This window comes from Mesorhizobium sp. M0518, assembly GCF_040321125.1.
Lineage (GTDB): Bacteria > Pseudomonadota > Alphaproteobacteria > Rhizobiales > Rhizobiaceae > Mesorhizobium.
In genome coordinates this window covers 21458-48298 of the sequence record NZ_JAMYQY010000019.1, presented here as the reverse complement: position 1 = coordinate 48298, position 26841 = coordinate 21458, and the positions used below count along the sequence as shown (strand labels likewise).

General features: G+C 62.0%; 28 protein-coding genes and 1 tRNA gene. 7 read left to right on the top strand and 22 right to left on the bottom strand.

The window, feature by feature from the left end:
• The first annotated feature begins 186 nt into the window (after positions 1–186).
• From NKI66_RS24505 to NKI66_RS24485, 5 genes are all read left to right on the top strand, one after another.
• A complete protein-coding gene (locus tag NKI66_RS24505; RefSeq protein WP_352753279.1) occupies positions 187–1146 on the top strand; it encodes an aspartate carbamoyltransferase catalytic subunit in 960 nt (319 codons plus the stop codon).
• A complete protein-coding gene (locus tag NKI66_RS24500) occupies positions 1143–2429 on the top strand; it encodes a dihydroorotase (protein ID WP_023812965.1) in 1287 nt (428 codons plus the stop codon). The genes NKI66_RS24505 and NKI66_RS24500 overlap by 4 nt, the downstream gene beginning before the upstream one ends.
• A gap of 57 nt (positions 2430–2486) precedes the next feature.
• On the top strand, positions 2487–3074 hold the full coding sequence (plsY, locus tag NKI66_RS24495; RefSeq protein ID WP_023812966.1) for a glycerol-3-phosphate 1-O-acyltransferase PlsY: 588 nt from the start codon (positions 2487–2489) through the stop codon (positions 3072–3074).
• 17 nt (positions 3075–3091) lie between these two features.
• On the top strand, positions 3092–4231 hold the full coding sequence (gene dprA, locus NKI66_RS24490; protein ID WP_023812967.1) for a DNA-processing protein DprA: 1140 nt from the start codon (positions 3092–3094) through the stop codon (positions 4229–4231).
• Positions 4232–4483: 252 nt separating this feature from the next.
• Complete coding sequence (locus NKI66_RS24485) at positions 4484–4954, top strand: nucleoside deaminase (protein ID WP_023812968.1); 471 nt, start codon at positions 4484–4486, stop codon at positions 4952–4954.
• 63 nt (positions 4955–5017) lie between these two features.
• Here the strand turns inward: NKI66_RS24485 and NKI66_RS24480 are convergent.
• Positions 5018–5093: transfer RNA gene (locus NKI66_RS24480), tRNA-Lys, on the bottom strand.
• Positions 5094–5351: 258 nt separating this feature from the next.
• On the opposite strand from NKI66_RS24480, the gene NKI66_RS24475 reads away from it, so the two are divergent.
• Positions 5352–5837 carry a BA14K family protein gene (locus NKI66_RS24475; RefSeq protein ID WP_023812969.1) on the top strand — a complete coding sequence of 162 codons (486 nt, stop codon included), beginning with the start codon at positions 5352–5354 and terminating at the stop codon, positions 5835–5837.
• A gap of 96 nt (positions 5838–5933) precedes the next feature.
• Here the strand turns inward: NKI66_RS24475 and NKI66_RS24470 are convergent, their stop codons facing one another.
• The 16 genes from NKI66_RS24470 to NKI66_RS24395 all read right to left on the bottom strand — a co-directional run bounded on the left by NKI66_RS24470 (position 5934) and on the right by NKI66_RS24395 (position 22796).
• Positions 5934–6413 carry a DUF6882 domain-containing protein gene (locus tag NKI66_RS24470; RefSeq protein WP_023812970.1) on the bottom strand — a complete coding sequence of 160 codons (480 nt, stop codon included), beginning with the start codon at positions 6411–6413 and terminating at the stop codon, positions 5934–5936.
• Positions 6414–6447: 34 nt separating this feature from the next.
• On the bottom strand, positions 6448–7941 hold the full coding sequence (gene glpK, locus NKI66_RS24465) for a glycerol kinase GlpK (protein WP_023812971.1): 1494 nt from the start codon (positions 7939–7941) through the stop codon (positions 6448–6450).
• A gap of 97 nt (positions 7942–8038) precedes the next feature.
• Positions 8039–9763 carry an ABC transporter substrate-binding protein gene (locus NKI66_RS24460; protein WP_023812972.1) on the bottom strand — a complete coding sequence of 575 codons (1725 nt, stop codon included), beginning with the start codon at positions 9761–9763 and terminating at the stop codon, positions 8039–8041.
• A 78-nt stretch (positions 9764–9841) separates the two neighbouring features.
• Positions 9842–10123, bottom strand: a complete 282-nt coding sequence (locus NKI66_RS24455; protein ID WP_023812973.1) for a DUF2160 domain-containing protein — start codon at positions 10121–10123, stop codon at positions 9842–9844.
• Positions 10124–10125: 2 nt separating this feature from the next.
• Entirely contained in the window at positions 10126–11049 is a 924-nt protein-coding gene (locus NKI66_RS24450) for a carbohydrate ABC transporter permease (RefSeq protein WP_027036701.1), read from the bottom strand.
• A 1-nt stretch (position 11050) separates the two neighbouring features.
• Complete coding sequence (locus NKI66_RS24445; RefSeq protein ID WP_023812975.1) at positions 11051–11917, bottom strand: carbohydrate ABC transporter permease; 867 nt, start codon at positions 11915–11917, stop codon at positions 11051–11053.
• The gene (locus tag NKI66_RS24440; protein ID WP_023812976.1) at positions 11918–12985 is read right to left on the bottom strand and encodes an ABC transporter ATP-binding protein; all 1068 of its coding nucleotides are present in this window, start codon (positions 12983–12985) and stop codon (positions 11918–11920) included.
• 10 nt (positions 12986–12995) lie between these two features.
• Positions 12996–14075 carry an ABC transporter ATP-binding protein gene (locus tag NKI66_RS24435; protein WP_023812977.1) on the bottom strand — a complete coding sequence of 360 codons (1080 nt, stop codon included), beginning with the start codon at positions 14073–14075 and terminating at the stop codon, positions 12996–12998.
• 42 nt (positions 14076–14117) lie between these two features.
• Complete coding sequence (gene glpD / locus NKI66_RS24430) at positions 14118–15644, bottom strand: glycerol-3-phosphate dehydrogenase (protein WP_023812978.1); 1527 nt, start codon at positions 15642–15644, stop codon at positions 14118–14120.
• 125 nt (positions 15645–15769) lie between these two features.
• Positions 15770–16537 carry a DeoR/GlpR family DNA-binding transcription regulator gene (locus NKI66_RS24425; RefSeq protein ID WP_023812979.1) on the bottom strand — a complete coding sequence of 256 codons (768 nt, stop codon included), beginning with the start codon at positions 16535–16537 and terminating at the stop codon, positions 15770–15772.
• Between the two features lie 78 nt (positions 16538–16615).
• On the bottom strand, positions 16616–18025 hold the full coding sequence (locus tag NKI66_RS24420) for a pyridoxal phosphate-dependent decarboxylase family protein (protein WP_023812980.1): 1410 nt from the start codon (positions 18023–18025) through the stop codon (positions 16616–16618).
• Between the two features lie 101 nt (positions 18026–18126).
• Positions 18127–18858, bottom strand: coding sequence for a proteasome-type protease (locus tag NKI66_RS24415; protein WP_023812981.1), 732 nt, complete (start codon positions 18856–18858; stop codon positions 18127–18129).
• Positions 18859–18990: 132 nt separating this feature from the next.
• Entirely contained in the window at positions 18991–19785 is a 795-nt protein-coding gene (locus tag NKI66_RS24410; protein WP_023812982.1) for a transglutaminase family protein, read from the bottom strand.
• A gap of 85 nt (positions 19786–19870) precedes the next feature.
• A complete protein-coding gene (locus NKI66_RS24405; protein WP_023812983.1) occupies positions 19871–20812 on the bottom strand; it encodes an alpha-E domain-containing protein in 942 nt (313 codons plus the stop codon).
• Between the two features lie 163 nt (positions 20813–20975).
• Positions 20976–22388 (bottom strand): circularly permuted type 2 ATP-grasp protein, encoded by a 1413-nt coding sequence (locus NKI66_RS24400; RefSeq protein ID WP_023812984.1) that lies wholly within the window; start codon positions 22386–22388, stop codon positions 20976–20978.
• Positions 22389–22559: 171 nt separating this feature from the next.
• A complete protein-coding gene (locus tag NKI66_RS24395) occupies positions 22560–22796 on the bottom strand; it encodes an Lrp/AsnC family transcriptional regulator (RefSeq protein ID WP_010909609.1) in 237 nt (78 codons plus the stop codon).
• A 266-nt stretch (positions 22797–23062) separates the two neighbouring features.
• Between NKI66_RS24395 and NKI66_RS24390 the strand changes: the two genes are divergently transcribed.
• A complete protein-coding gene (locus NKI66_RS24390) occupies positions 23063–23482 on the top strand; it encodes a DUF4864 domain-containing protein (protein WP_023812986.1) in 420 nt (139 codons plus the stop codon).
• Between the two features lie 4 nt (positions 23483–23486).
• On the opposite strand, the gene tgt is transcribed toward NKI66_RS24390, so the two are convergent.
• Genes tgt through NKI66_RS24365 form a run of 5 tightly spaced genes read right to left on the bottom strand, consistent with a single transcriptional unit; the run spans position 23487 to position 26835 of the window.
• Complete coding sequence (tgt, locus tag NKI66_RS24385) at positions 23487–24617, bottom strand: tRNA guanosine(34) transglycosylase Tgt (RefSeq protein ID WP_023812987.1); 1131 nt, start codon at positions 24615–24617, stop codon at positions 23487–23489.
• Positions 24610–24783 (bottom strand): hypothetical protein, encoded by a 174-nt coding sequence (locus NKI66_RS24380; RefSeq protein ID WP_023812988.1) that lies wholly within the window; start codon positions 24781–24783, stop codon positions 24610–24612. Before NKI66_RS24380 ends, tgt begins: the two co-directional genes overlap by 8 nt.
• Complete coding sequence (gene queA, locus NKI66_RS24375) at positions 24773–25861, bottom strand: tRNA preQ1(34) S-adenosylmethionine ribosyltransferase-isomerase QueA (RefSeq protein ID WP_023812989.1); 1089 nt, start codon at positions 25859–25861, stop codon at positions 24773–24775. The genes NKI66_RS24380 and queA overlap by 11 nt, the downstream gene beginning before the upstream one ends.
• The gene (locus tag NKI66_RS24370; protein WP_023812990.1) at positions 25861–26310 is read right to left on the bottom strand and encodes a DMT family transporter; all 450 of its coding nucleotides are present in this window, start codon (positions 26308–26310) and stop codon (positions 25861–25863) included. The genes queA and NKI66_RS24370 overlap by 1 nt, the downstream gene beginning before the upstream one ends.
• Positions 26311–26322: 12 nt before the next feature.
• Positions 26323–26835 carry a peptidylprolyl isomerase gene (locus NKI66_RS24365; protein WP_352753274.1) on the bottom strand — a complete coding sequence of 171 codons (513 nt, stop codon included), beginning with the start codon at positions 26833–26835 and terminating at the stop codon, positions 26323–26325.
• Between the last annotated feature and the right edge of the window lie 6 nt (positions 26836–26841).

Sequence of the window (26841 nt, the reverse complement as noted above, 5' to 3'; positions counted from 1 at the left end):
CCTTCTATCGTCAGAAAGCCACGAATCCGGGGCTGTCGGCTAGATATAGCCAAGCCATGCAGCGCGCGCGATGAAAATACCGGCCGATACAATCGGCTATCTACACGAAAAAATTGAGGAGAACGGCTACAATGCAAAGCTGGCGCTTGCAGCCGCAAAGTCTCCACCCTATAGCAGCGCCTTGAGATGACCGACGCTTCGTCCCCCTATCCTCATCGCCATCTTCTGGGCATCCGCGACCTTTCCCCCGCCGATATCGAGCTGTTGCTCGACAGGGCGGACCGGGCGGTCGCGATCTCGCGGCAGTCGGAGAAGAAAACCTCGACGCTGCGCGGTCGCACACAGATCAACCTCTTCTATGAAGCCTCGACGCGCACACAGTCGTCGTTCGAGCTTGCCGGAAAGCGGCTCGGCGCCGATGTCATGAACATGTCGGTGGCAAGCTCTTCGGTGAAGAAGGGCGAAACGCTCATCGACACGGCGATGACGCTGAACGCCATGCGGCCCGACATCCTGATCATCCGCCACCAATCGGCCGGTGCTGCCGCCCTTCTGGCGCAGAAGGTCGGCTGCTCCGTCGTCAACGCCGGCGACGGCGCGCATGAACACCCGACACAGGCGCTGCTCGATGCGCTGACCATTCGTCGCGCCAAGGGTCCGCTGTCGAAGCTCATCGTGGCAATCTGCGGCGACATCCTGCATTCGCGCGTGGCGCGTTCCAACATCATGCTGCTCAACGCGCTCGGCGCGCAGGTGCGCGTCGTCGCTCCGTCGACGCTGCTGCCCACCGGCATCGAGAAGATGGGCGTCATCGTAACCCGTTCGATGGCCGAAGGCCTCAAGGACGCCGACGTGGTGATGATGCTGCGCCTGCAGCGCGAGCGCATGGAAGGCGCTTTCGTGCCTTCGGTGCGCGAATATTTCCGCTATTTCGGCCTCGATGCGGAAAAACTGAAGGCCGCCAAGGACGACGCGCTGGTGATGCACCCCGGGCCGATGAACCGCGGCGTCGAGATCGCCTCGGAAATCGCCGACGGTCCGCAGAGCGTCATCCAGGAACAGGTCGAGATGGGCGTCGCCGTGCGCATGGCGGTGATGGAAGCGCTTCTTGACCCGCGCCGTAATCAAGAGGGCCGCGGGGTATGAGCATAACGGTCTTTGAGCGCGCCCGCATTATCGACCCCTCGCGCGGCATCGATGAAGTCGGCGCCGTCTTCGTCGATGGCCGCAAGATCGTAGCCGCCGGCAAAGCAGCGCTGAACCAGGGCGCGCCCGAGGGCGCCACCGTTATCGACTGCGCCGGCAAGGCGATCATTCCAGGCCTGATCGACGGCCGTGTCTTCATCGGCGAACCGGGCGGCGAGCATCGCGAGACCATTGCGTCGGCAAGTGTCGCGGCGGCGGCCGGCGGCGTCACATCCATCGTCATGATGCCCGATACCGATCCGGTGATCGACAATGTGGCGCTGGTCGAATTCGTGCTGCGCACCGCCAAGGACACGGCCATCGTCAACGTCTTTCCGGCTGCGGCGATCACCAAGGGCCTCGACGGGCGCGAAATGACCGAGTTCGGCCTGCTGCGCGAAGCCGGCGCCGTCGCCTTCACCGATGGCCGTCACACCATATCGAGCGCGCTGGTGATGCGCCGCGCGCTGACCTATGCGCGCGACTTCGGCGCCACCATCGTGCATGAGACGCAGGATGCGGACCTCGGTTCATCCGGCGTGATGAATGAAGGCCTCTACGCCAGTTGGCTCGGCCTCTCCGGCGTTCCGCGCGAAGCCGAATCCATCCCGCTGGAGCGCGATCTGGCCTTGGCCCGGCTGACGCGTGGTTCGTACCATGCAGCAAAGATCTCGACGGCGATGGCGGCAAACGCCATAACGCGTGCGAAAGCCGACGGCGCGACGGTGACGTCAGGCGTGGCGATCCACAATCTGTCGCTGAATGAAAACGATGTCGGCGAATACCGCACCTTCTTCCGCCTGACGCCACCTTTGCGCGCCGAGGAAGACCGGTTGGCGATGATCGAGGCGGTCAGGGACGGCACGATCGACATCATCGTCTCCTCGCATGATCCGCAGGATGTCGACACCAAGCGCCTGCCCTTCGCCGATGCGGCGGCCGGCGCCATAGGGTTGGAGACGCTTCTGGGCGCCGCACTGCGGCTCTACCACAATGGCGATGTGCCGTTGCTCCGGCTGATCGAAACCCTGTCCACCGCTCCCGCAAAACTGTTCGGCCTGCCCGGCGGCACGCTGAAGCCGGGCGCTGTCGCCGATCTTGCGCTTGTCGACCTCGACGGACCCTGGATCGTCAGCGAAAGCGGCATTCGTTCGCGGTCGAAAAACACCTGTTTCGAAGGCGCGCGACTGCAAGGCAAGGTCTTGCAAACGCTGATTGCGGGCCGCACAGTGTTTTCCGCCTGAACCGGCCACGGCGCACCGCGCCTGATCCGGCCGAACTGGGGAAATGCGGGGGAAACAATGATTTACAGCCTCATCCCAGCGCTCGTGTTCGGCTATTTGCTTGGCTCGATTCCGTTCGGGCTCCTGCTCACTCGCGCCGCTGGCCTTGGCGATGTGCGCAAGATCGGCTCCGGCAATATCGGCGCCACCAACGTTCTGCGCACCGGCAACAAGGGCCTTGCCGCCGCGACGCTGCTACTCGACGCGCTGAAGGGCACGGCCGCCGTGCTGATAGCAGGCCATTTCGCGCCTGACCTGGCGATCTGGGCCGGTCTCGGCGCCTTTCTCGGTCATCTCTTCCCGGTCTGGCTCGGTTTCAAGGGCGGCAAGGGCGTCGCCACCTATCTCGGTGTGCTGATCGGCCTTGCCTGGCAGGTGGCGCTGATCTTCGCCGTCGCCTGGCTGGTGATGGCATTCCTCTTCCGGTATTCCTCGCTTGCGGCGCTGACAGCGGCGGTCATCGTGCCGATCGCCCTCTATGTGCTGAGCACACCACAGAATGCGGCCTTGTTCGTGGTGATGAGCATCATCGTTTTCATCAAGCACCGGGAAAACATTTCGCGCCTGCTTACCGGCACCGAGGGCAAGATCGGAGCCAAGGGGTGAGCGAGCCTGCCGCCGTGGTGAGTGGGCCGGCCGCCGGGCCGCGGCTCAGCGACCGGCAGCGGCTGAGCTGGCTGCGGCTGATCCGCACCCAGAATGTCGGCCCCGCATCCTTTCGCGACCTCATCAACCGTTTCGGTTCGGCCGAGGTGGCGCTGGAGATATTGCCGGAACTGATGATTTCGGGCGGCGCCATCCGGATCGCTCGCATCCCTTCCGTTGCCGAAGCCGAGGCGGAACTGGAACTAGCCGGAAAGGCCGGCGCCCGCTTTGTCGGGATCGGTGAGACAGACTACCCACCCCTGTTGCGCAACATGGACCATCCGCCGCCCCTGCTGGCGGTAAAGGGCAACGCAGCTGTTTTCCGGCTGCCGGGTGTCGCCATCGTCGGGGCACGCAACGCGTCGCTGGCCGGCATCAAGATGGCACGCATGCTGGCAGCCGACCTCGGCCGCGACGGCTACGCAATCGTCTCCGGCCTGGCGCGCGGCATCGACACCGCGGCGCATCAGGGCAGTCTTGCGACCGGCACGATCGGCGTCCTGGCTGGCGGTCTCGACCTGCCTTACCCGCCTGAAAATGCCGGCCTGTGCGAGGAAATCGCCGAGCGTGGCGCCATCATTTCGGAGATGCCGTTCGGCTGGCAGCCGCGCGCCCAGGATTTTCCGCGCCGCAACCGCCTTGTTGCGGGTGCGGTCCTTGGGCTGGTGGTGGTCGAGGCAGCGCAACGCTCCGGCTCCCTGATCAGCGCCAGGCTTGCCGGCGAAATGGGCCGGCTGGTCTTTGCCGTGCCGGGCTCACCGCTCGATCCACGCGCCGCCGGTACCAACGGCCTGCTCAAGGATGGTGCCACCCTGGTCACCGAGGCATCGGATATTTCCAGGGCGATCGCCCCGCTGACCGGCATGCGGGCGCCCGACGTGCCGCCGTTCGAAGAGCCGCCCGACTTCTCGGCCACACCACCGCCCGGCGAAAGCGACCGCGCCCGCGTCATCGAGGCGCTCGGCCCGACGCCAGTGGCGGTCGACGAGATCATCCGCCACACCGGCCTGCACCCGGCCCAGGTCTTCATGGTGCTGCTGGAACTCGACCTCGCCGGCCGGCTCGAACGCCACGCCGGCGCCAATGTTTCGCTGGTGTTCGGGGAGCCTTCGGTCTGACGCTGTTCGCATTTTCGCGCCGCCGAACTCCTTCGAGAAGCTCGGCGAGGATGGCCTTTTCAGCCGGCTTTCCGCTTTGCCGCGCCTGTGCTCATCTGTTCGACGCCAAGACCGGCCGGCGGATTGTAGGGCAAAGGTCTGATATCCCGAGGCAAAGGTCTCAAGCAAAAGTTGGCTCTTGCCACTCGCGTCCGTTGGCACCAATCTCGCTCAGCCGCTCATCGGTGGATGTCGGCATGACAGGATCTTGCCATGACACGCGATCCGATGCTCGCCCACCTTCGATCCGCCGACGCGGTCGCGCGCGAGGCGGCGGCGCATGGGCATCATCCGTTTGGTTGCGTGCTGGTCGGGCCGGACGATCGGGTGCTGATGCGGCAAGGCAATCTCGACACGGTGCGCCACGCCGAGACGGAGCTCGCCCGGCGCGCCGCGGCAGCCTACGAGCCGGAGTTCTTATGGCAATGCACGCTGGTCTCAACCGGTGAGCCCTGCGCGATGTGCACCGGAACGCTCTACTGGGCGAATATCGGCCGGCTGGTCTACGGCTTCGAGGAGACCGAGCTGCTGGCGCTCACCGGGGATCACGCAGAGAATCCGACGATGAGCCTCTCTTCGCGCACCGTCCTCGACTCTGGCCAGAAAAAGATCGAGGTCTTTGGCCCCTTCCCAGAAATCGCCGACGAGATGCTCGCACCGCACCGCGATTTCTGGAAGCGCTGACGGCTTCGAGCCAGTTGTGGTGTGCCCTTCCCGAGAGATGGGTGACAGTTTATCGCGTGGATTTGGTGAGCGCGATGGGATTCGAACCCATGACCTACTGATTAAAAGTCAGTTGCTCTACCGGCTGAGCTACGCGCTCCCGCGGGCGAAAGGCGGCCCTCGAAATTGCGCGGAACATAGGGAGAGTGCCTCGACCGGTCAACCGGAAAAAGAGGGCTCGCAAACACGGGCGGCTTCGCCCTGTCGCGACACTTGCCAGCCGCGCCATCGGTGGGAGAACAGCCAAGGGAACACTGGCATTTCTGCCCGACAGCGGCATCCAGTCTGGGGAACAATTGTATGCGCCGCTCGTTTTCCCGGCACAGGGACGTCCGCCAAACTATCGAGGAGAAGACCAATGAACAGAATCACAACGAGCCTGCTGGCGGCCACTCTCTCCGTCACATTCGTTGCGGCGGAGGCGGTGTCCGTTAATGCCCAACCGAACTATGTGCCGCAATCCCAGGTCGCGGTGCCGGATGTGCAGACAGTCCAGTACCGGGAGTGGCGCAAGGACCGCCACAATCGCAATTTTTCGCGTGACCGCAGTTTTTCGCGTGACCGCAATTTTTCCCGCAATCGCGGCGCGTATTGGAACGGCCATCGCGGCTATCGCGAATATCGCCCCGGCTACCGTCGTCACGGCGATTATTGGTTCCCGCTTGCCGCCTTCGCTACCGGCGCGCTGATTACCGGCGCAATCATCAACAACGAAAACAACCGCGTCTACGGAGGCAACGCCCACGTCCAATGGTGCTACGACCGCTATCGCAGCTACCGTGCTTCGGACAACACGTTCCAGCCGAATTACGGCCCTCGCAAGGAGTGCCGTTCGCCTTACTGATCAAGGCGCGTTTAAGTAGCTGAGATGCGTTAGTGGAGCTCGCGCCGGCAGCGGCGCGGGCTTTTGATCGTTTGGCCGGAAGACGAACAGTTGCCGTCAGTTTGCCCAGTTGATGCTCTTGAGCATCAGATAAAAGCCACCGCCGTCCTCTCTGCTGGGACAACGATAGATACCCAACCCATTGCAGATACGGGCCATCACCGCACTGAGTTCCCAACCAACCACTTCCAGCGCATTGTCCGCATCCGTCGCATAGGCTTGGGCCAGTTCGTCGATGCCATTCTGCTCTCCGAAGGATCGGACTAGCTTTGCATCGCTGAGGAGCTCGCTGGGCAGGCTGGAATTTGCCCAAGCCCACAGCCAGCTTCCGGCCTCCGTGCTCGTTGAGCCGACAATCTGGATTTCGGTGACGACCTTGGCGACCCCGTCTTGCGAGAACAGAAGCGTTCCGGCCGTCAGGTCATAGTCATAGCGCAACCAGCTACCGAGGTGGAGATCTTTTTTCAAGCGTGCATTCTTGGCCTTCAGCTGTTCGATAGCCTCGTCGCGCCAAGCAGGATACCAGTCTGGCTGCATTCCTCGCGCCCCATCACCCGCCACTGATGGCTGTTTATGACACGCTGAGCGTCCTGCGCACAGCATCGCGCCAACCAGCGAGCTTGGCTGCGCGCACGGAGCCATCCATGTCCGGCTTGAAGCGCCGTTCGAGTGCCCAACTCTTCGCAAACTTCTTGGCATCCGGCCACACACCTGCCTTCGAGCCGGCCAGCCAGGCGGCACCGAGCGCCGTCGTCTCCAGAATGGTCGGGCGGTCGACCGGTGCATCGAGGATGTCGGCCAGACGCTGCATCGTCCAGTCCGACGCCACCATGCCGCCATCGACACGCAGCACTGTCTTGGCCGAAGCGCCTTTCCAGTCCTTGCGCATGGCGTCGAGCAGGTCGCGCGTCTGGTAGGCCACGGCTTCCAGGGCGGCGCGGGCAAACTCCGCCGGGCCGGAATTGCGGGTCAGCCCAAAGATGGCGCCGCGTGCTTCGGCATCCCAATGCGGCGCGCCCAGCCCGACGAAGGCGGGCACCAGATAGACATTTTGCGTCGGATCAGCCTCGGCCGCCAATTTGCCGCTCTGCTCGGCCTTGCCGATCACCTTGACGCCGTCGCGCAGCCACTGCACCGCGGCCCCTGCAATGAAGATCGAACCTTCCAGCGCATAGGTCGTCTTGCCGTTCAGCCTGTAGGCGATAGTGGTCAGCAGCCGGTTTTTCGAGCGCACCAGGTCGCTACCCGTGTTGAGCAGCGCAAAGCAGCCGGTGCCGTAGGTCGATTTCATCATGCCTGGCTCGAAGCAGGCTTGGCCGATGGTTGCCGCATGCTGGTCGCCGGCGACACCGAGGATTCTTATCTCGGCGCCAAAGAGATTTTTCTCCGTGATTCCATAGTCATCGGCGCAGTCTTTCACCTCGGGAAGCATTTTTGCCGGGATGTTGAGGATCGACAGCAGCTCGTCGTCCCAGGCATTCTCAGCGATGTTGTAGACCAGCGTGCGCGAGGCGTTGGTGGCGTCCGTGGCGTGGACCTTGCCGCCGGTCAGCCGCCAGATCAGGAAACTGTCGATGGTGCCGGCGAGCAGTTCGCCCTTCTCGGCGCGTTTTCTGGCGCCTTTCACCTTGTCCAGCATCCAGGCGATCTTGGTGCCGGAAAAATAGGGATCGAGCAGCAGCCCGGTTTTCTTGGTGAATGTCTTCTCCAACCCTTGCTTCTTGAGTTTCTGGCACAGCGGCGCGGTGCGCCGGTCCTGCCAGACAATGGCATTGTGGATCGGCCTGCCGGTCGCTCTGTCCCAGATGACCACGGTTTCGCGCTGATTGGTGATGCCGATCGCGGCCACGTCGGAAGCATTCCGGCCGGCCTTCTTCAGCGCCGCCTTCACGGTCGACACCACACTCGCCCAGATATCCTCGGGATCGTGCTCGACCCAGCCGGAAGCCGGATAGTGCTGGGCGAATTCCTTTTGCCCGCTGCCGGCGAGCTTCATCTCGCCGTCGAACAGGATCGCCCTGGTCGAAGTCGTGCCCTGGTCGATGGCAAGGATGTATCCGGTCATTCTGCCTCCCCGCTTAGTCTTTTACACAAACAGGGGAGACGGCAACGAGCCGCCTCCCCTAATTTCACACGGGCGCAGACGCCCGCTTAGAACAGCCTTACTTTTGCCAGCTCTTCACCAGCTCGTCGTAATTGATGGTGACCGGCTTTTCCTTCTCGTTCTCGATCTTCAACTGAGGAGCGAGATTGCCCTTCTTGACCGCGTCGGCGTTCCAGTAGGCGAGGTCATGCTCTTCGGCCATCTTCGGGCCGATATCGCCCTGGATGCCGGCCTTTTCCAGGCGTTCCATGACCTTTTCCTGCTCAGAGCAAAGCGAGTCCATCGCCTCCTGTGCCGTCTTGGCACCCGACGACGCATCGCCGATCGCCTGCCACCAGAGCTGTGCCAGCTTCGGATAGTCCGGAACGTTCGTTCCGGTCGGCGACCACTGAACACGGGCCGGCGAGCGGTAGAACTCGATCAGGCCGCCGAGCTTCGGAGCGCGTTCCGTGAAGCTCTTGTCCTGGATCGTCGACTCGCGGATCAGCGTCAGGCCGACATGGCTCTTCTTCACGTCGACCGTCTTCGATACGACGAACTGCGCATAGAGCCAGGCGGCCTTGGCGCGATCGTCAGGCGTGGACTTGAGAAGCGTCCATGAACCCACGTCCTGGTAGCCGAGCTTCATGCCGTCCTTCCAGTAGACGCCATGCGGCGAGGGAGCAAAGCGCCATTTCGGGGTGCCGTCCGCGTTCACGACCGGCAGCCCTTCCTTGACGAAGGAGGCGGTGAAGGCGGTGTAAGTGAACATCTGCTGCGCGACCGTGCCCTGCGACGGGACGGGGCCGGATTCGCCGAACGTCATGCCTTGGGCTTCCGGCGGCGCATAGGCCTTCAGCCAATCCAGGTACTTCTGGATCGAATACACGGAAGCCGGGCCATTGGTGTCGCCGCCGCGCGCGACGCACGAGCCGACAGGCTGCGACTTCTCGTTGACCTTGATGCCCCATTCGTCGACGGGAAGACCGTTCGGCAGGCCCTTATCGCCGTTGCCGGCCATCGACAGCCATGCGTCGGTGAACCGCCAGCCGAGCGACGGGTCCTTCTTGCCGTAGTCCATGTGGCCATAGACCTTCTTGCCGTCGATTTCGCGGCCGGTGAAGAACTCGGCGATGTCCTCATAGGCCGACCAGTTGACCGGAACGCCGAGGTCGTAGCCGTACTTGGCCTTGAAATCGGCCTTGTTCTTCTCGTCGTTGAACCAGTCGTAGCGGAACCAGTAGAGATTCGCGAACTGCTGGTCGGGCAGCTGGTAGAGGTCGCCGTCCGGAGCGGTCGTGAACTTGGTGCCGATGAAGTCGGCGAGGTCGAGGTTGGGATTGGTGACATCCTTGCCCTCATTCGCCATCCACTTGGTCAGGCTGCGCGCCTGCTGGTACCGCCAGTGGGTGCCGATCAGGTCGGAGTCGTTGACGTAGGCGTCGTAAATGTTTTCGCCCGACTGCATCTGCGTCTGCAGCTTCTCGACGACATCGCCTTCGCCGATCAGGTCGTGAGTGATCTTGATGCCGGTGATCGCGGTGAAGGCGGGCGCCAAGACCTTGGACTCATAGCTATGCGTATCGATGGTCTCGGAGACCACCTTGATGTCCATCCCGGCGAAAGGCTTCGCGGCATCGATGAACCATTGCAATTCGGCTTCCTGGGCGCCGCGATCGAGCGTCGACAAGTCCTTGATTTCGGTATCGAGGAAAGTCTTGGCTTCGTCCATTCCGGCATAGGCCTGGCCTGCTCCCCAGAGCAGGACAAGCGCAGTCGTTGATGTTAAAAATTGCCTTCGCATTTCGTTCCTCCACTTTTCAAGTTTCAAGTGCGATCTGGAGCGGCCGTCGGCACGCGGTCGCTCCAACAGTTTCCCCCTCTATACGTAGCGGAACACGCCGACGGCGTAGACTACGGAGAGAGCGAGAGCCCACCACAGGTTGGGTCCGACAAGACCCAGCCAAGCGAGATGGATAAAGGCGCTGCCGAGCAGCGAAACAAAGAGGCGGTCGCCGCGCGTCGTCTCGAAGCGCAGGAGGCCGACCCGGGGATTGCCGCCAGGCGAGGCGTATTCCCAGACCGCCATGCCACAGAGCAGTACCAGGATCGTGATGAAAAAGATCGCCGTTGGCAGCGTCCATGCCATCCAGGTGAGGTTCATGGTCATACCCTCCCTAGGGCAAAGCCCTTGGCGATGTAGTTGCGGACGAACCAGATCACGAGCGCGCCTGGAAGGATGGTGAGCACGCCGGCGGCGGCCAGCACGCCCCAGTCGAGCCCGGAGGCCGAGACCGTACGCGTCATGATCGCCGCGATCGGTTTGGCGGCCGTCGTGGTCAAGGTGCGCGCGATCAGCAGTTCGACCCATGAGAACATGAAGCAGAAGAAGCAGGCCACGCCGACGCCGCTTGCGATCAGCGGCATGAAGATTTTCAGGAAGAAGCGCGGGAAGGAATAGCCATCGATATAGGCGGTCTCGTCGATCTCCTTCGGCACGCCGGACATGAAACCCTCGAGGATCCAGACCGCCAGCGGCACGTTGAACAGGCAGTGCGCCAGCGCCACCGCGATATGCGTGTCGATCAGCCCGAACGCCGAATAGAGCTGGAAGAACGGCAGCGCGAACACTGCCGGCGGCGCCATGCGGTTGGTCAACAGCCAGAAGAAGAGGTGCTTGTCGCCGAGGAACCGGTAGCGCGAGAAAGCGTAGGCCGCCGGCAGCGCCACCGAAACCGAGATCACCATGTTCATGACGACATAGATGATCGAATTGATGTAGCCCTTGTACCAGGACGGGTCGGTGAAGATCACGATGTAGTTGGCCAGGGTCGGGCTCTTCGGCCACAGCGAAAACGCGCCCAGAATCTCCTGATTGGTCTTGAAGCTCATATTGACCAGCCAGTAGATCGGCAGCATCAGAAAGATGATGTAGATCGTTGGCACCAACCACCAGAACCGGGATTCTTCGCCGCGCCGGCGCATCAGCCGCGCAAGCTGGTCCTGCGATAATGTGCTGGCGAGCCCGTCCGAAACCGCCGTCTCACGCACTCGGTCCTGCCTCGTCGTTCCTTCGTTGGCGCCGCTCATCTCAGCGCTCCGCATCGACATTGGTCATGACGGTGTAGAACACCCAAGACAGCAAAAGGATGATCAGGAAGTAGATGATCGACATGGCGGCCGCCGGCCCGAGATCGAACTGACCGATCGCAATCTTGACCAGGTCTATCGACAGGAACGTCGTCGAATTGCCAGGGCCTCCGCCCGTGACGACGAACGGCTCGGTGTAGATCATGAACGAGTCCATGAAGCGCAGCAGCACTGCAATCAGAAGCACGCGGTTCATCTTCGGCAGCTGGATGTAGCGGAACACTGCCCAGCGTGAGGCGCCGTCGATCTTGGCCGCCTGGTAGAAAGCATCGGGGATCGAGACCAGTCCGGCGTAGCAGAGCAGAACGACGAGGCTTGTCCAGTGCCATACGTCCATCAGGATGACCGTCACCCAGGCATCAGTCGGATCGTTGACGTAGTTGTAGTCGAAGCCGAGCGCCGACAGCGTGTAGCCGAGCAGGCCAATGTCGATGCGGCCGAATACCTGCCAAATCGTGCCGACGACGTTCCACGGGATCAGCAGCGGCAGAGCCATCAGCACCAGGCAGACTGGCACGCCCCAGCCTTTCTTGGGCATGTTAAGAGCGATGAAGATGCCGAGCGGAATCTCGATGGCGAGGATGGTTGCGGAAAAGATCAGGTTGCGGACCATCGACAGCCAGAAGCGTTCCGACTCCAGGATTTCGGTGTACCAGTCCGAGCCGTTCCAGAAGAAGACGTTGTTTCCGAACGTGTCCTGCACCGAATAGTTGACCACCGTCATCAGCGGGATCACCGCCGAGAACGCCACCAGCAGAAGAACCGGCAGCACCATGAACCAGGCCTTGTTGTTCCAGGTCTTCTCCATCTAGGCCTCCATCTCGACACGCCAGGAATCGGCATAGATGTTGATGCCGGCCGGGTCGAACCGCACCTTCGGATCGGCGGGCAGGGTCTCGTCCTCACCGATCACGGCAGAAATATCGCGGCCTTCGAGCTTGGCGCGCACCACCTTGTGGCGGCCGAGATCCTCGACCTTGCTGACCTGCACGGCCATGCCTTCGCGGCCGAGCCGGACATATTCGGGACGGATGCCGAGCTCGACGGCGCCGCTGCCTGCCTTTGGCGCGCCCGGCAGTTCGATGCGCTGCGAGCCGAGTGTCGCCGTCTTGCCGTCGATTGCCACCGGCATGACGTTCATGCCCGGCGAGCCGATAAAATAACCGACAAAGGTATGGCGTGGCCGTTCGAACAATTCGGCCGGTGTGCCGATCTGCACGATGCCGCCATCATACATGACCACGACCTGCTCGGCGAAGGTCAGCGCCTCGGTCTGGTCGTGGGTCACATAGACCATGGTGTAGCCAAAGCGGCGGTGCAACTGCTTCAGCTGCGAGCGCAGCACCCACTTCATGTGCGGATCGATGACGGTCAGCGGCTCGTCGAACAGGATGGCGTTGACGTCGGAGCGCACCAGCCCGCGGCCGAGCGAGATCTTCTGCTTCTGGTCGGCGGTCAGGCCCCTCGCCTTCTTCTTCGCCCAGGACGCCAGATCGATCATCTCCAACGTCTCGCGAACCTTGCGGTCGACATCGGCTTCCGGCACGCCGCGGTTGCGCAGCGGGAAGGCCAGATTATCGTAGACGGTCATGGTGTCGTAAATGACCGGGAACTGGAACACCTGCGCGATGTTGCGCTCCTGCGTCGACAAATTGGTCACGTCCTTGCCGTTGAACAGCAACTGGCCATGCGAGGGGTGCAACAATCCCGAAATGATGTTGAGCAGCGTGGTCTTGCCGCAACCGGAGGGCCCGAGCAGCGCATAGGCGCCGCCGTCCTCGAAGACATGATGCACTTCCCGCAGCGCGAAATCGGCATCCTTCTGCGGGTTAGGCAGGTAGGAATGTCGGACATGGTTGACGTCGATGCGTGCCATCTCTTTGCCCTCAAGCCGCCAGCTTCGGCGCAGTCACGGCGCTGCCGTGCTCGTCGAAAACCATGATGTGGCGCGGATCGATGAACACCTCGACCACCTCGTCTGGCTCGAAATGCCTGATACCATGGGTCAGCATGACCCAGCGCGCATCGGCAAAATCGAGATGGATGAAGCTCTCCGATCCGGTGATCTCGGTGATCGTCACCTTGGCACGCACCGGCACCGCCGCCGCATTGGGCCGCTCGAGCGACAGGTGGTGCGGCTGAAAACCGATCGTATAGATGGCGTCGGCAATGCCGGAGAGTTCGGCCGGCACCGGCAGGTTCACGCCGCCCTCGAGCAGGAAATCCCGACCCTTCTTGGCGAGCACGATGGTGTTGAGCGGCGGATCGGAAAACGTCCTGGCTGTCACCAGATCTACCGGCTTGCGGAACACCTCGATGGTCGGTCCGAACTGGGTGATCCGCCCTTCAGAAAGCGTCGCCGTGTTGCCGCCGAGCAGCAGCGCTTCGTGCGGCTCGGTCGTGGCATAGACGAAGATTGTGCCGGCGGCGGCGAATATCCTGGGCAATTCGGCGCGCAGTTCCTCGCGCAATTTGTAGTCGAGATTGGCGAGCGGTTCATCGAGCAGGACCAGGCTTGCGTTCTTGACGATGGCGCGCGCCAGCGCGGTGCGCTGCTGCTGGCCGCCCGACAGGCTGAGCGGCGTGCGGTCGAGATAGGGTGTCAGCTTGAGAAGAGCGGCGGCTTCACGCACCTGGCTGTCGATCCTGGCCTGCTCGATGCCGGCCACCCGCAGCGGCGAAGCGATGTTCTCATAGACGGTCATCGCCGGATAGTTGATGAACTGCTGGTAGACCATAGCGATCTTGCGCTTCTGCACCGGCACGCCGGTGACATTCTGGCCGTCGAACCAGATCGAACCGGAGGTTGGCACGTCCAGGCCGGCCATCAGCCGCATCAGGCTTGTCTTGCCGGAAAGCGTAGGTCCGAGCAGGACGTTGAGCGAGCCGTGCTGGAGCGTCAGCGACACGTCGCTTATATGCTCGACCGCGCCGACCGCCTTGGTGACGTTTCTCAGTTCCAGCATGACGCCTCCTCCCAGGCCTTCCGCATCAGCTCAAACCCCTCTTCATTCGGCAGCCGCGACATGGCGCCGGCTTATGCCGCGCATGAATTCATCGAGCGCCGCCACCTGCTCGCGGCTGAGATGCAGACCGCGCTTGGTCCGGCGCCACAATACATCTTCTGATGTGACGGCCCATTCGTTTTGAACGAGATAGCGCACCTCGGCCTCGTAGAGATCGGCGCCGAAGTTGCGGCCGAGATCGACGTTCGATTTGGCCAGCCCCAACAGCATCCTCGCGCGGGTTCCATAGAGCCGGGTCAACCGGCGAGCCAGGCGCGCGTCGAGGAATGGATAAGCGGTTTTCAATTTCGCCACTTCGGCATCGAAACCGGTGGCCGGGAAATCGCCGCCCGGCAGTGGCGCGTTTGCCGTCCACGGCTTGCCGCGCTTGCCGAGAAAACCCTCGATCTTTTCCAGCATCGATTCCGACAGCCGGCGATAGGTGGTGATCTTGCCGCCGAAGGCGTTGACGATCGGGGCGGCGCCCTCGCCGCCATCGGCCTTGAGCACATAGTCGCGCGTCGCTTCCTGCGCCTTGGAGGCGCCGTCATCATAGAGCGGACGGACGGCCGAATAGGTCCAGACGATGTCCGAGCGCTTGACGGGTTGGGCGAAATATTCGCTTGCCGCGGCGCAGAGATAATCGATCTCGGTGTCGCTGATCTTCACGTCATGCGGATCGCCGGGATAATCCTGGTCGGTGGTGCCGATCAGGGTGAACTCTTCCTCATAGGGAATGGCGAAGATGATGCGGCCATCCTTGTTCTGGAAGAAATACGCGCGTGGATCGTCGAACTTCCTGGCGATGACAATGTGGCTGCCCTGCACGAGACGAACATTGTGCACATCGTTGAGCCCGACGACGCCGGACAGCACATGATCGACCCAGGGGCCGGCGGCATTGACCAGCAGTCGCGCCTTGATCTCCTCGGTCTCGCCGGTCTGCAGATCCTCGATCTGGATTGCCCACAGGCCGTTTTCGCGGCGCGCGCCGGTCACTTTCGTGCGGGTGCGGACCGTTGCGCCGCGGTCGGCGGCGTCACGTGCGTTCAGCGCCACCAGCCGCGCATCATTGACCCAGCCATCCGAATACTCGAAGGCCTTTTTGAACAGTGGCTTCAAAGGCTTGCCGGCCGGATCCCTGGCCATGTCCAGCGTCCGGGTCGCGGGCAGCAATTTGCGCCCGCCAATGTGGTCGTAGAGGAAGAGACCGAGCCTGATCAGCCAGGCCGGGCGCAGGCCCTTGGCATAGGGCAGCACGAAGCGCATTGGCCAGATGATGTGCGGCGCGTTCTTCCACAAAACCTCGCGCTCCATCAGCGCCTCGCGCACCAGGCGGAATTCGTAGAATTCGAGGTAGCGCAGGCCGCCATGGATCAATTTGGTCGAACCCGAGGAGGTTCCGCTGGCGAGGTCGTTCATCTCGGCGAGAAACACGGAAAAGCCACGACCGACGGCATCACGGGCAATGCCGCAGCCATTGATGCCGCCACCTATGACGAAAATGTCACGGATCGGAGATGCGTCCACAATTCCTCCAACGATTTCGCATTGCACCATTTTTGGGCTTTTACGAAACCGTGTCGGAATTATTTCGAAATGATAACGAATGTCAAACGAAATATCACGAGCGCGTGATATCGGGTGAAAACCGCCTAGGCGAGCGACGTCTCGATCAGCTGAACCTCGGCCTCCTGGCAGATCTTGCGCACCGACGGGATGTCGCAACGATCGGTGATGAAGGTGTTGACCTGCGACAGATGGCCGATGCGCACCGGTGCGGTTCGCTCGAATTTGGTCTGGTCGGAAACTAGGATGACATGCCTTGCATTGGCGATGATCGCCTGCGCCACCTTGACCTCGCGAAAATCGAAATCGAGCAAGGCGCCGTCATGGTCGATGGCGGATGCACCGATCACCGCGTAGTCGACCTTGAACTGCCTGATGAAGTCGACCGCCGCTTCGCCGACCACACCGCCATCAGAACCGCGCACAACCCCGCCGGCGATCACCACCTCGATCGAGGGATATATCCGCATCCTATTGGCAACATTGATGTTATTGGTGATGACCATGAGACCGTTGTGATCGAGCAACGCCTTGCTGACCGACTCTGTCGTGGTGCCGATGTTGATGAACAGCGAGGCATTGTCGGGAATCAGTCTGGCGGCCGCACGGCCGATCGCCTCCTTTTCGTCGGCGGCGATCTTGCGTCTCGCCTCATACTCCATGTTCTCGATGCCGGAGGGATACAGCGCGCCACCATGGATGCGCGAGAGCAGCCGCTGGTCGCACAAATCGTTGAGGTCCTTGCGTATGGTCTGCGGCGTCACATTGAAGTGGGCGGCCAGATCATCGACCAGCACGCGGCCATGATCCTTGGCCATCTGGATAATCTCGGCATGGCGCGGCGACAGATACATAGGCAACCTCCCGTTTTCGTTTTTCTTGTCTATAGTCGAAAACGAAACCGATGAAAAGGCATAAGCCGGCTAACGAAATCAGCGATCCAAGCCACGTGCGATATCAGTAATCACCACAAAAGCCATATCGACATCGGCGGCGGTCGCCTCGAACTGGCCGACCTGGAAACGGATTGCTATCAGTCCATCGACTTTCGTCTGCGTCAGGTAGATGCGGCCATCGTCGTTGATCGCATTGACCAGGCGCAGATTGTGCTCGTCCGCATCGGTTGCGGTCTTGTGTCGGAACGAGAACAACGACAGCATCGGTTCGCTGACGATCTCGAAATCCGGCTCCCTTGCCAGCCGCGCCGCCAACCCTTCGCTCCACGCGACATGATTGCGGATCATCATGCGCAGGTTTTCCAGACCATGGGCGCGCAGCAGGAACCACAATTTCAGGGCGCGGAAGCGCCTGCCGAGCGGCACCGACCATTCCGAATAGTTGATGATGCCGTCATGACCGTGCGTCTTCAGATAATCCGGCTTGATGGCCAGCGTCTTCACATGGCTTTCGGGGTCGCGCAGGAACTGGATCGAGCAGTCGAACTGGGCGCCCAGCCATTTGTGCGGGTTGAAGACGATCGAATCGGCGCCTTCGACGCCTGTCCAGAAATGCCGATACTCCGGACAGATCATCGCCGACCCCGCCCATGCGGCATCGACGTGGAGATAGAGCCCATGCCGCCGCGCCACCTCTGCCACCGCGGCGATGTCGTCGGTGCCGCCGGTGCTGGTGCCACCGACGCAAGCGATGATGCCGGCCGGCAGCATGCCCGCTTCCCGGTCGGCGATGATTGCCGCCTCGAGCGCTGCGGTGTCCATGGCGCGAAAGCGGCCGCCGACCGGAATGCGCACGAGATTGTCCTCGCCGATGCCTGACACCCAGATCGCCCGGTCGATCGATGTGTGCACCTGATCGGAGGAATAGATGCGCAGCCGCGCCTGCCCTGCCAGGCCTTGTTTGTTGCCTTGCCACTCGAGTGCCCGCTCGCGCATGGTGAGCACCGCGGCCAGTGTCGCCGACGAAGCCGAATCCTGGATCACCCCGGAAAACCCTTCGGGCAGACCGAGCGCCTGGCGCATCCAGTCGACGGTGCGCGTTTCGAGTTCGGTCGCTGCCGGTGACGTTTGCCAGAGCATGCATTGCGCGGCCATCGCCGAAACCAGATATTCCGCCACCACCGAGACCGGCGCCGCATTGGCCGGGAAATAGGCGAAGAAACGCGGATGCTGCCAATGTGTCATTCCAGGCAGAATCTTCTCTTCGAAGTCGGCGAAGATCCGGTCCATCGGTTCGGCGTCTTCGGGCGGCGACGCCTCTATGCCTCGGAAAATGTCGCCAGGCTCGACCAGCGGCCGCACCGGCCGCTCGCGCAGCGTATTGCGGTAGTCGGCGCCCCAGTCGGCGGCGCGCCGCGACCATTGCCGGAAATCATCGTTGTTCATCCTGTCCTCCCGACATGATCCATCGCTACCATCCATCGCGGCTGGTCTCTTTATTAATTAACGCGTGAAATATATGCAACCAGCAACGGATGCCGCACGCCTCAGCCGGGGAAATCCGGCAGGCTGGCAAAGGCCGTCTTCAGCGCATTCGACCAGCCGTCGGAGATCGTGCGGTAGTACTGGTCATCCTGGCCGATCCGCTTCTTCAATCCGACCTTGAAGGCGTCCTTCTCCAGGAAGAGCAGGTCGAGCGGCAAGCCGACGGACAGGTTCGACTTCAACGTCGAATCGAACGACACCAAAAGCAGCTTCACCGTCTCGGCCAGGCTCATCGTCCTTTCGTAGGCGCGGATGATGATCGGCTTGCCGTATTTGGTCTCGCCGATCTGGAAAAACGGCGTGTCATCGGTCGATTCGATGAAATTGCCTTCGGGATAGATCATGAACAGGCGCGGCTCGCTGCCCTTGATCTGACCGCCGAGGATGAAGGACGCATTGAAATAGGAATCCGCCTTTTCGCCAGCGGGTGACGAATTGGCGATGACCTCCTTGACCGTGTCGCCAACAATGCGGACCGTTTGGTACATCGACGGCGTTTCGAGCACCGTAGAATGCCTTTCGGAGATCGCCTTGGTGCGCTCGTCGAGCAGGCTGACCACGGCCTGCGTCGTCGCCAGATTGCCCGCCGACATCAAAACGATGACACGCTCGCCCGGCTCTTCCCAGACATGCATCTTGCGAAAGGTGGAGATGGAATCCATGCCTGCATTGGTGCGCGTGTCCGACATGAACACGAGCCCGCGGTCGATCTTCAGGCCAACGCAATAGGTCATGGAATCTCTTCTAGAGCAATTCCAGGAAAAGTGTGAAGCGGTTTTCCGTGCGGAATTGCGTTAAAACAAGGGGATAGAGCGGTTCGGCGTTCCTTGAAACGATGAATCGCTCGGCAGCAATCGTGCGGAGGATTACTGCTCCACCGTGACGGTGACCGCAAGCCGTTCTTCCGCCTGTCCCAGCCGAATTCCCGACACCGGCGTGGCGTCGCGGTAATCGCGGCCCGTTGCCACCTTTACATAACGCTCGTCGGGTGAAATGCCATTGGCGGCATCAAAGGCAACCCAGCCGAGACCCGAGACATGCGCTTCGGCCCAGGCATGGCTGGCCGCCTGCTCGACCGTGGCATCCAGCATCAGATAGCCGCTGACATAGCGAGCTGGAAAGCCCATGGCGCGGGCGGCGGCGGCAAAGATATGGGTATGATCCTGGCAGACCCCGGTCTTGAGCGCCAAGGCTTCCTCCGCCGGCGTCGTCGCGTTGGTGGTGCCGGGCGTGTAGGCGACGCGTTCGCCGATGATGGCCATCAGCCGGTGCAGCCTTTCAATGTCGCTGCCCTTGCCGACCGACGCGGCGAGATCGCGAACACCGCTGCCGATCGTCGTCAATGGTGTCTCATGGCTGTACAGCCAGAGCGGCGTAAAGCCCTGGTGTGGTCCCGAGACACCCGCGGTGTCGCGCGTCACCACTTCGCCTGATGCTTCCACAGTGATGAAGTCGCGCTCGCCCTCGACGCTCAACAGCCTTGTGTCGTTGCCGAAATGGTCGACGAAGCGGACCTCTTCGCGCGCGCCTTCGATCGCCAGAGCCCAGGACAGAACAGTCTGCGTCGATCCGCTGACCGGAAGCAACCGCAGCCGCTGCAACAGATAGTGCACCGGCGCATCGTAGCGGTATTCGGTCCGATGGGTGATCTTCAGCCGCATGCTTCTATTCCGTTTGTGAGCACGATCTCCGGACAAACGGTTTCCATTTGTCTGAGAAAACCGGCTCCACCTTTCGGGACCATGCTCAATTGAACCGATAATCTTGTGCGATCTCTTCGCCCAGCTTGGTGTTGTCGCGAATGAAATTGGCCAGGAATTCATGCAGGCCGGCGTCGAATATGCCCTTGATCGACCCGGCTCTCAGCATTGTCTGCGTCTTCTCGGCCGTTGCGTGGCAGGCATGGCGTTCGCCGTAATCGTCGCCGAGGAATTTCAGATGCTCCGACAGGAAGCGATAGCAGAACATCAGCGAGCGCGGCATACGAACGTTGAGGATCAGATAATCGGCAATGTTGGTCGGCTTGTAATCGGCATCGTAGACCCAGCGATAGGAGCGATGCGCCGAGACCGAACGCAGGATCGATTCCCACTGATAATTGTCGAGCGTCGAGCCGACCCAGGAGATCGACGGCAGCAGCACATAATATTTCACGTCGAGGATGCGCGCCGTGTTGTCCGCGCGCTCGACATAAGTGCCGAGCTGCGAGAAGTCGAAGATCTCGTTGCGCAGCATGGTGCCGTAGAATGAGCCGCGGATCAGCGCCGTCTCGCGCTTGATGGCGTCGAGCACGCTGGGCAGGTCGCGCTCGTCGATCGGCCTGGCCAGCATCCGCTTCAGCGACATCCAGGCTTCGTTGATGCTTTCCCAGGTTTCGCGCGTCAGCGCGGTACGCACCATGCGGGCATTGTTGCGGGCCGTCTCGATCGACGCCATCGTGCTCGACGGGTTCGACGTGTCGCGCAACAGGAAGTCGGCGACATTGGCGGCGGTATAGTCAGAATATTTCTGGCTGAAGGTGACGTCGGAACCGGCGCTGAGCAGCACCGAACTCCACTCTTCCGAGGCGCTCTGCGTGCGGGTCAGCGCCATGCGCAGGCCGGCATCGACCAAGCGCGCCATGTTTTCCGCCCGCTCGATATAGCGGTTCATCCAATAGAGCCCGTTGGCGGTGCGGCCTAAAAGCATTGAATTGGCCCCTCGGGCTAGTGAGTAGGGAATAGGCAGTAGGGAATAGTAAGAGTTTGAATCTCAATGGAATATGGCATTTCCCTGTCCTCTGCTTCCACTACTGCCTACTGCCTGCTGCCTGCTGCCTGCTGCCTACTGCCTAATTCCTTACTCACTCACTTCAATCATCCAGCACCCACGTATCCTTCGTCCCGCCGCCCTGCGAGGAATTGACCACCAGCGAGCCTTCCTTCAGCGCGACGCGGGTCAGCCCGCCGGGCACGATCTGGATGCGGTCGGAGACCAGCACATAAGGCCTGAGATCGACATGGCGCGGCGCCAACCCCTTTTCCGTCAGGATCGGGCATGTCGACAGCGCGAGCGTCGGCTGGGCGATGTAATTCGAAGGTTTTGCCTGGAGTTTCTTGGCAAACGTCTCGCATTCCTTCTTGGTTGCTGCCGGCCCAACCAGCATGCCGTAGCCGCCGGAACCGTGCACTTCCTTGATCACCAGTTCGTCGATGTGTTCGAGCACGTATTTCAGACTGTCGGGCTCCGAGCAGCGCCAGGTTGGGATGTTGCCCAGGATCGCCTTGCGGCCGGTGTAGAATTCGATGATCTCGGGCATGTAGGAATAGATCGCCTTGTCGTCGGCGATGCCGGTGCCCGGCGCGTTGGCGATGGTGATGTTGCCGGCCCGATAGACATCCATGATGCCGGGTATGCCAAGTGCGGAGTCCGGCCGGAAGGTCAGCGGGTCGAGGAAGGAATCATCGACGCGGCGGTAAAGCACATCGATCTGCTTGTAGCCTTCGGTCGTGCGCATCGCGACATGCCCGTCGACGACCCGCAGATCCTGGCCTTCGACCAGTTGCACGCCCATCTGGTCGGCGAGGAAGGCGTGTTCGAAATAGGCGGAGTTGAAACTGCCGGGCGTCAGCACCGCAATGGTCGGCGCACCCTTTGTGCTTTGCGGCCGCACCGCCGCCAGCGACTGGCGCAGAAGCTGAGGGTAGTTTTCCACCGGCCGCACCTTGATCTTCTGGAACAGCTCGGGGAACAGCTGCATCATCGTCTCGCGGTTCTCCAGCATGTAGGAGACGCCCGACGGCGTGCGCGCATTGTCCTCCAGCACGTAGAATTCGTCCTCCGAGATGCGGACGATGTCGACGCCGATGATGTGGGTATAGACGCCGGCCGGCGGCCTGACCCCGATCATCTCCGGCAGGAAGGCCTCGTTCCTGGCGATCAATTCCCTGGGGACGCGCCCTGCGCGCAGGATTTCCTGGCGATGGTAGATGTCGTCGAGGAAGGCGTTCAGCGCCTGCACGCGCTGCTCTATGCCCTGCGTGAGGCGCCGCCATTCATTGCCTGAAATGATGCGGGGAACGATGTCGAACGGGATCAGCCGCTCGGAGGCTTCCTGCTCGCCATAGACGGCGAAGGTGATACCGGTCTTGCGGAAGACGCGTTCGGCGTCCTGCATCTTCTCGGTCAACCTGGCTGGGTCCTGCTCCTTCAGCCAGCGATCATAAGCCGAATACGGTCTTCTCAATCCGGAGACTTCCGGAAGCATTTCATCGAACGCTGCCAATCGCATACTCCCCTGTGACGCCATTTCACTGGCGTCGCCGGAGAAAATCAAGCGCAATCGGTGATTTGGGAGATACGGGCGATCAGTATGTTGCGCCTGCCTAAAATTGAGGCAGTCGAAATATGACCCTGGTCAGCCTTTGCCTCGTGCCCGGGCAAATGCGTTTGCCAGCTAGAAAGCGCGGAACGTGACGACGGTGAACGTGTCCTTGATGCCGGGGAGAATCTGCACCTTCTCATTGACGAAATGGCCGACGTCTTCCTCATCGTCGACGTAGAATTTGGCGAGCAGATCGTAATTGCCGGCGGTGGAGTAGATTTCCGAGGCGATCTCGGCATCGGCAAGCGCGCTGGCAACCTCATAGGATTTGCCGAGCTCGCATTTGATCTGCACGAAAAACGCCTTCATGGCTTCGTCCCGCTAAACGTCCAAGTCCAGCGGCCCTTCTGGCAGACTGGAGGCGGGCTTTCAAGCGCTGGAATCCGTACCCAGCCGGCCCAGGCCTGGGCTGCGACCTTCCGCAGCTGCTACACCAGCATGCAACCTGCCGCCGATCGCCAGCGATTATTCGCAATCGCTGAAACCGCGATGCGCTGCCAAGCGTATGTTATGATGCGTCTTCGGACAGCACCATTTTTGAGGGAAGATATTTCGCGGGATAACGGAGACAGGCCATGCGCCACGCCTTTTTCGCAATCGCAGTCGTTCCATTCCTCTTTGTATCGTCGGCATTGGCCGGCGATGCCGAGATCAAGGCGGGCCAGTCCGTCATCGACAGTCAGCTAGAGGCCCTCATTGCCGATGACGGCGCCACTGCCTACAGCTTCGCCGCCCCGAATGTGAAGCGGATCTTCCCGACCGTCGACGCCTTCATGAACATGGTGACCAACGGCTATCCGCCGGTGCGCAAGCCGCGGACCTATTCCTTCGGCAAGGTCGAGGAGACGGCTCCGGGTTCGATCGTCCAGCAGGTGCTGATCGTCGGCCCCAACGGCAAGGACTACGAGGCTGTCTACACGTTGCAGCAACAGCCCGACGGCACGTTCCAGATCACCGGTTGCAGCCTGCGCGCCTCGAATTCGCTCAGCACTTGAGGCCTCACAGCAACGGGATATCGCCCCTTGCCCAGCCCTCGGTGATTTCCGCGCCGCGCGCCTCGAAGGCGCCGGCCTCGATCGCAGCGCGGATATCCTGCATCAGCTTTTGATAGTAGGAAAGGTTGTTCCAGGTCAAAAGCATGGCGCCAAGTGCCTCCTGTGAGCGCACCAGATGATGCAGATAGGCGCGTGAGTAGTCCCGGGCGGCAGGGCAGTCGCTTTCCTCGTCGAGCGGCCGCGGATCGTCGGCATGGCGGGCGTTGCGCAGATTGACCTTGCCGCGCCTTGTATAGGCAAGGCCGTGGCGGCCGGCCCGCGTCGGCATTACGCAGTCGAACATGTCGATGCCGCGCGCCACCGATTTCAGGATATCGTCAGGCGTGCCGACGCCCATCAGATAGCGCGGCTTGTCCGCTGGCAATTCCGGACAGGTGATGTCGAGCATTTCGAGCATCACCGCTTGCGGCTCGCCGACGGCCAGGCCGCCAACCGCGTAGCCCTTCAGCTCCATCGCGCTCAGCGCCTGCGCCGAACGCACCCTGAGCGCTGCGTTGTCGCCGCCTTGCACGATGCCGAACATCGCCTTGCCCGGCTGATCGCCGAACGCCGTCTTGCAGCGCTCGGCCCAACGCAGCGACAGCTCCATGGCGCGCTCGATCTCCTTCATCTCGGCCGGCAGCGCCGTGCATTCGTCGAGCTGCATCTGGATGTCGGAATCAAGCAGTCCCTGGATCTCGATCGACCGCTCCGGCGACATCTCGTAGGCAGCGCCATCGATATGCGAACGGAAGGTGACGCCCTTTTCGGTCAGCTTTCTCAGCTTCGACAGCGACATCACCTGGAAACCACCGCTGTCGGTCAGAATCGGATGCGGCCAGCGGGCGAACTCGTGCAGGCCACCGAGCCGCGCGACGCGCTCGGCGCCGGGCCGCAGCATCAGATGATAGGTGTTGCCCAGGATGATGTCGGCGCCGACACCGCGCACCTGGTCCATATACATCGCCTTGACGGTGCCGCCGGTGCCGACCGGCATGAAGGCCGGCGTGCGGATTTCGCCGCGCGGCATGTCGATCACGCCGCGTCGCGCCTTGCCGTCGGTTGCCAGAACCTTGAAGCTGAACGGCTTAGCCATTGAATTCCTTGTCGTGGACCGGGGCGTCCGGCGCCTGATTGTCAAGCGACTGGCGGTAGTGGATGCCGCGCATGGTGGAATCGCGGTGCTGGCGAATGCCCGCGCGCAGTTTTTTCACTTCCGCGACCAGCGCATCACGGTCAAAGGCTTGCAGATCATCGTCCATCGCTCGTCTCCGCTCGGAAAAGCAGGCTTGCGTCGCCATAGGAATAGAATCTGTAGCGGCTCTCGATGGCATGCGCATAGGCCGCGCGCATCGTGCCGAGGCCGCTGAAGGCCGAGACCAGCATGAACAGCGTCGAGCGCGGCAGATGGAAATTGGTCATCAGCACGTCGGCGGTGCGAAAACGGTAGCCGGGCGTGATGAAGATATCGGTCGGACCGGACCACGCAGCCAGAGTACCGTCCTCACGCGCCGCACTCTCCAGCAGACGCAGCGAGGTCGTGCCGACAGCGACGATGCGCCCGCCCCTTGCTCTTGCGGCATTCAGGGCGTCCGCAGTGGCTTCGCTGACCGAACCGGTCTCGGCATGCATCTTGTGGTCGGCGGTATCGTCCGCCTTCACCGGCAGGAACGTGCCTGCGCCGACATGCAAGGTGACGAAGCGGCGTTCGATGCCCTTGCTGTCAAGCGCTGCAAAAAGCTCCGGCGTGAAATGCAGGCCCGCTGTCGGAGCCGCAACGGCGCCTTCCTCGCTTGCATAGATGGTCTGGTAGTCGGCCCGGTCGCGTTCGTCGTCGTCGCGTTTCGAGGCGATGTAGGGCGGCAGCGGAATGTGGCCGACCGCGTGCAGCGCCTCGTCGAGGAACGGCCCCGACAGATCGAAGTCAAGCAGCGCTTCGCCGCCCTCGCCTTTCTCGATCACCGTGGCGTCGAGCTGACCGAGGAAACAGGAATTGCCGTCATGGCCGAAATGGATACGGTCGCCGGCTGCGATGCGCTTGCCCGGCCGCATGAAGGCCAGCCAGCGGTCCGGCGCCATGCGCATATGCAGCGTGGCTTCGACCTGCGCCGTCGCCTCACCCCGCCGCCGGATGCCTTTGAGCTGCGCTGGAATGACCTTGGTGTCGTTGAACACCAGCACGTCGCCGGCCCTGAGCAACGATGGCAGGTTGCCAACCGTCCGGTCGTCGAGCGCCTCGCCCGGCTTGACCACCAGCATCTTGGCGCTGTCGCGCGGCTCCGCCGGGCGAAGCGCGATGCGCTCCTCCGGCAAATCGAAGTCAAAGAGATCGACGCGCATCAGTAGAGCCGGACGAGCAGCGCTCCGACCAGCAGCAGCACCGCGCCGGCGATGCGACCGAGCGAGATTTCACGCACCGCGACGCCGAGGAAGCCGATGCGGTCGATGAGCATGCCGGCCAGCAACTGGCCGGCGACCAGAAACGCCATCAGCGCGGCCGCACCCATGCGTGGCGTGAGAATCGTCGACAGCGTGACATAGAAACCGCCCAGCATGCCGCCGGCCACGAACAGCCAGGGCGCCGGCGCCTTCCAGTCGAGCGAGATGCCCTGCAGCTTCACCACCGTGACGGAAATAATGCCGAGCACGATCGCGCCCGACAGGAACGAAAACGCAGCCGCCGCGACCGGGAGGCCCAGGCCGCGCGCCAGTTGCGAATTGATCGGCGCCTGAATGGCAATGAAGGCGCCGGACAGGATGCCGAGAAGCGACCAGACGACGCCCATCATTGTCGTTTGCCCTTACTTGACGTCGGCCGCGACCTTCAGCGAGACGATCTTGTCGGGATCCTGCACCGGCTCGCCGCGCTTGATCTTGTCGACATTGTCCATGCCTTCGATGACCTGGCCCCAGACCGTGTACTGACGATTGAGGAAGGCGGCATCGTCGAAGCAGATGAAGAACTGCGAATTGGCCGAGTTCGGGTTCTGCGAACGGGCCATCGAGCAGGTGCCGCGAGCATGGTTGGCGTTGGAGAATTCAGCCTTCAAATCCGGCTTTTCAGAGCCGCCCATGCCCGCGCGGGACGGCGCGAAGGAATGCTTGCTGGAATTGCCGAACTTGACGTCGCCGGTCTGCGCCATGAAACCCTCGATAACGCGGTGGAAGACCACGCCGTCATAGGCGCCTTCCCTGGCCAGTTCCTTGATGCGGCCGACATGGCCCGGCGCCAGGTCGGGGAAAAGTTCGATGACCACATTGCCCTTGGTCGTTTCCATGATGAGCGCGTTCTCGCGGTCCTTGATTTCGGCCATGTCAGA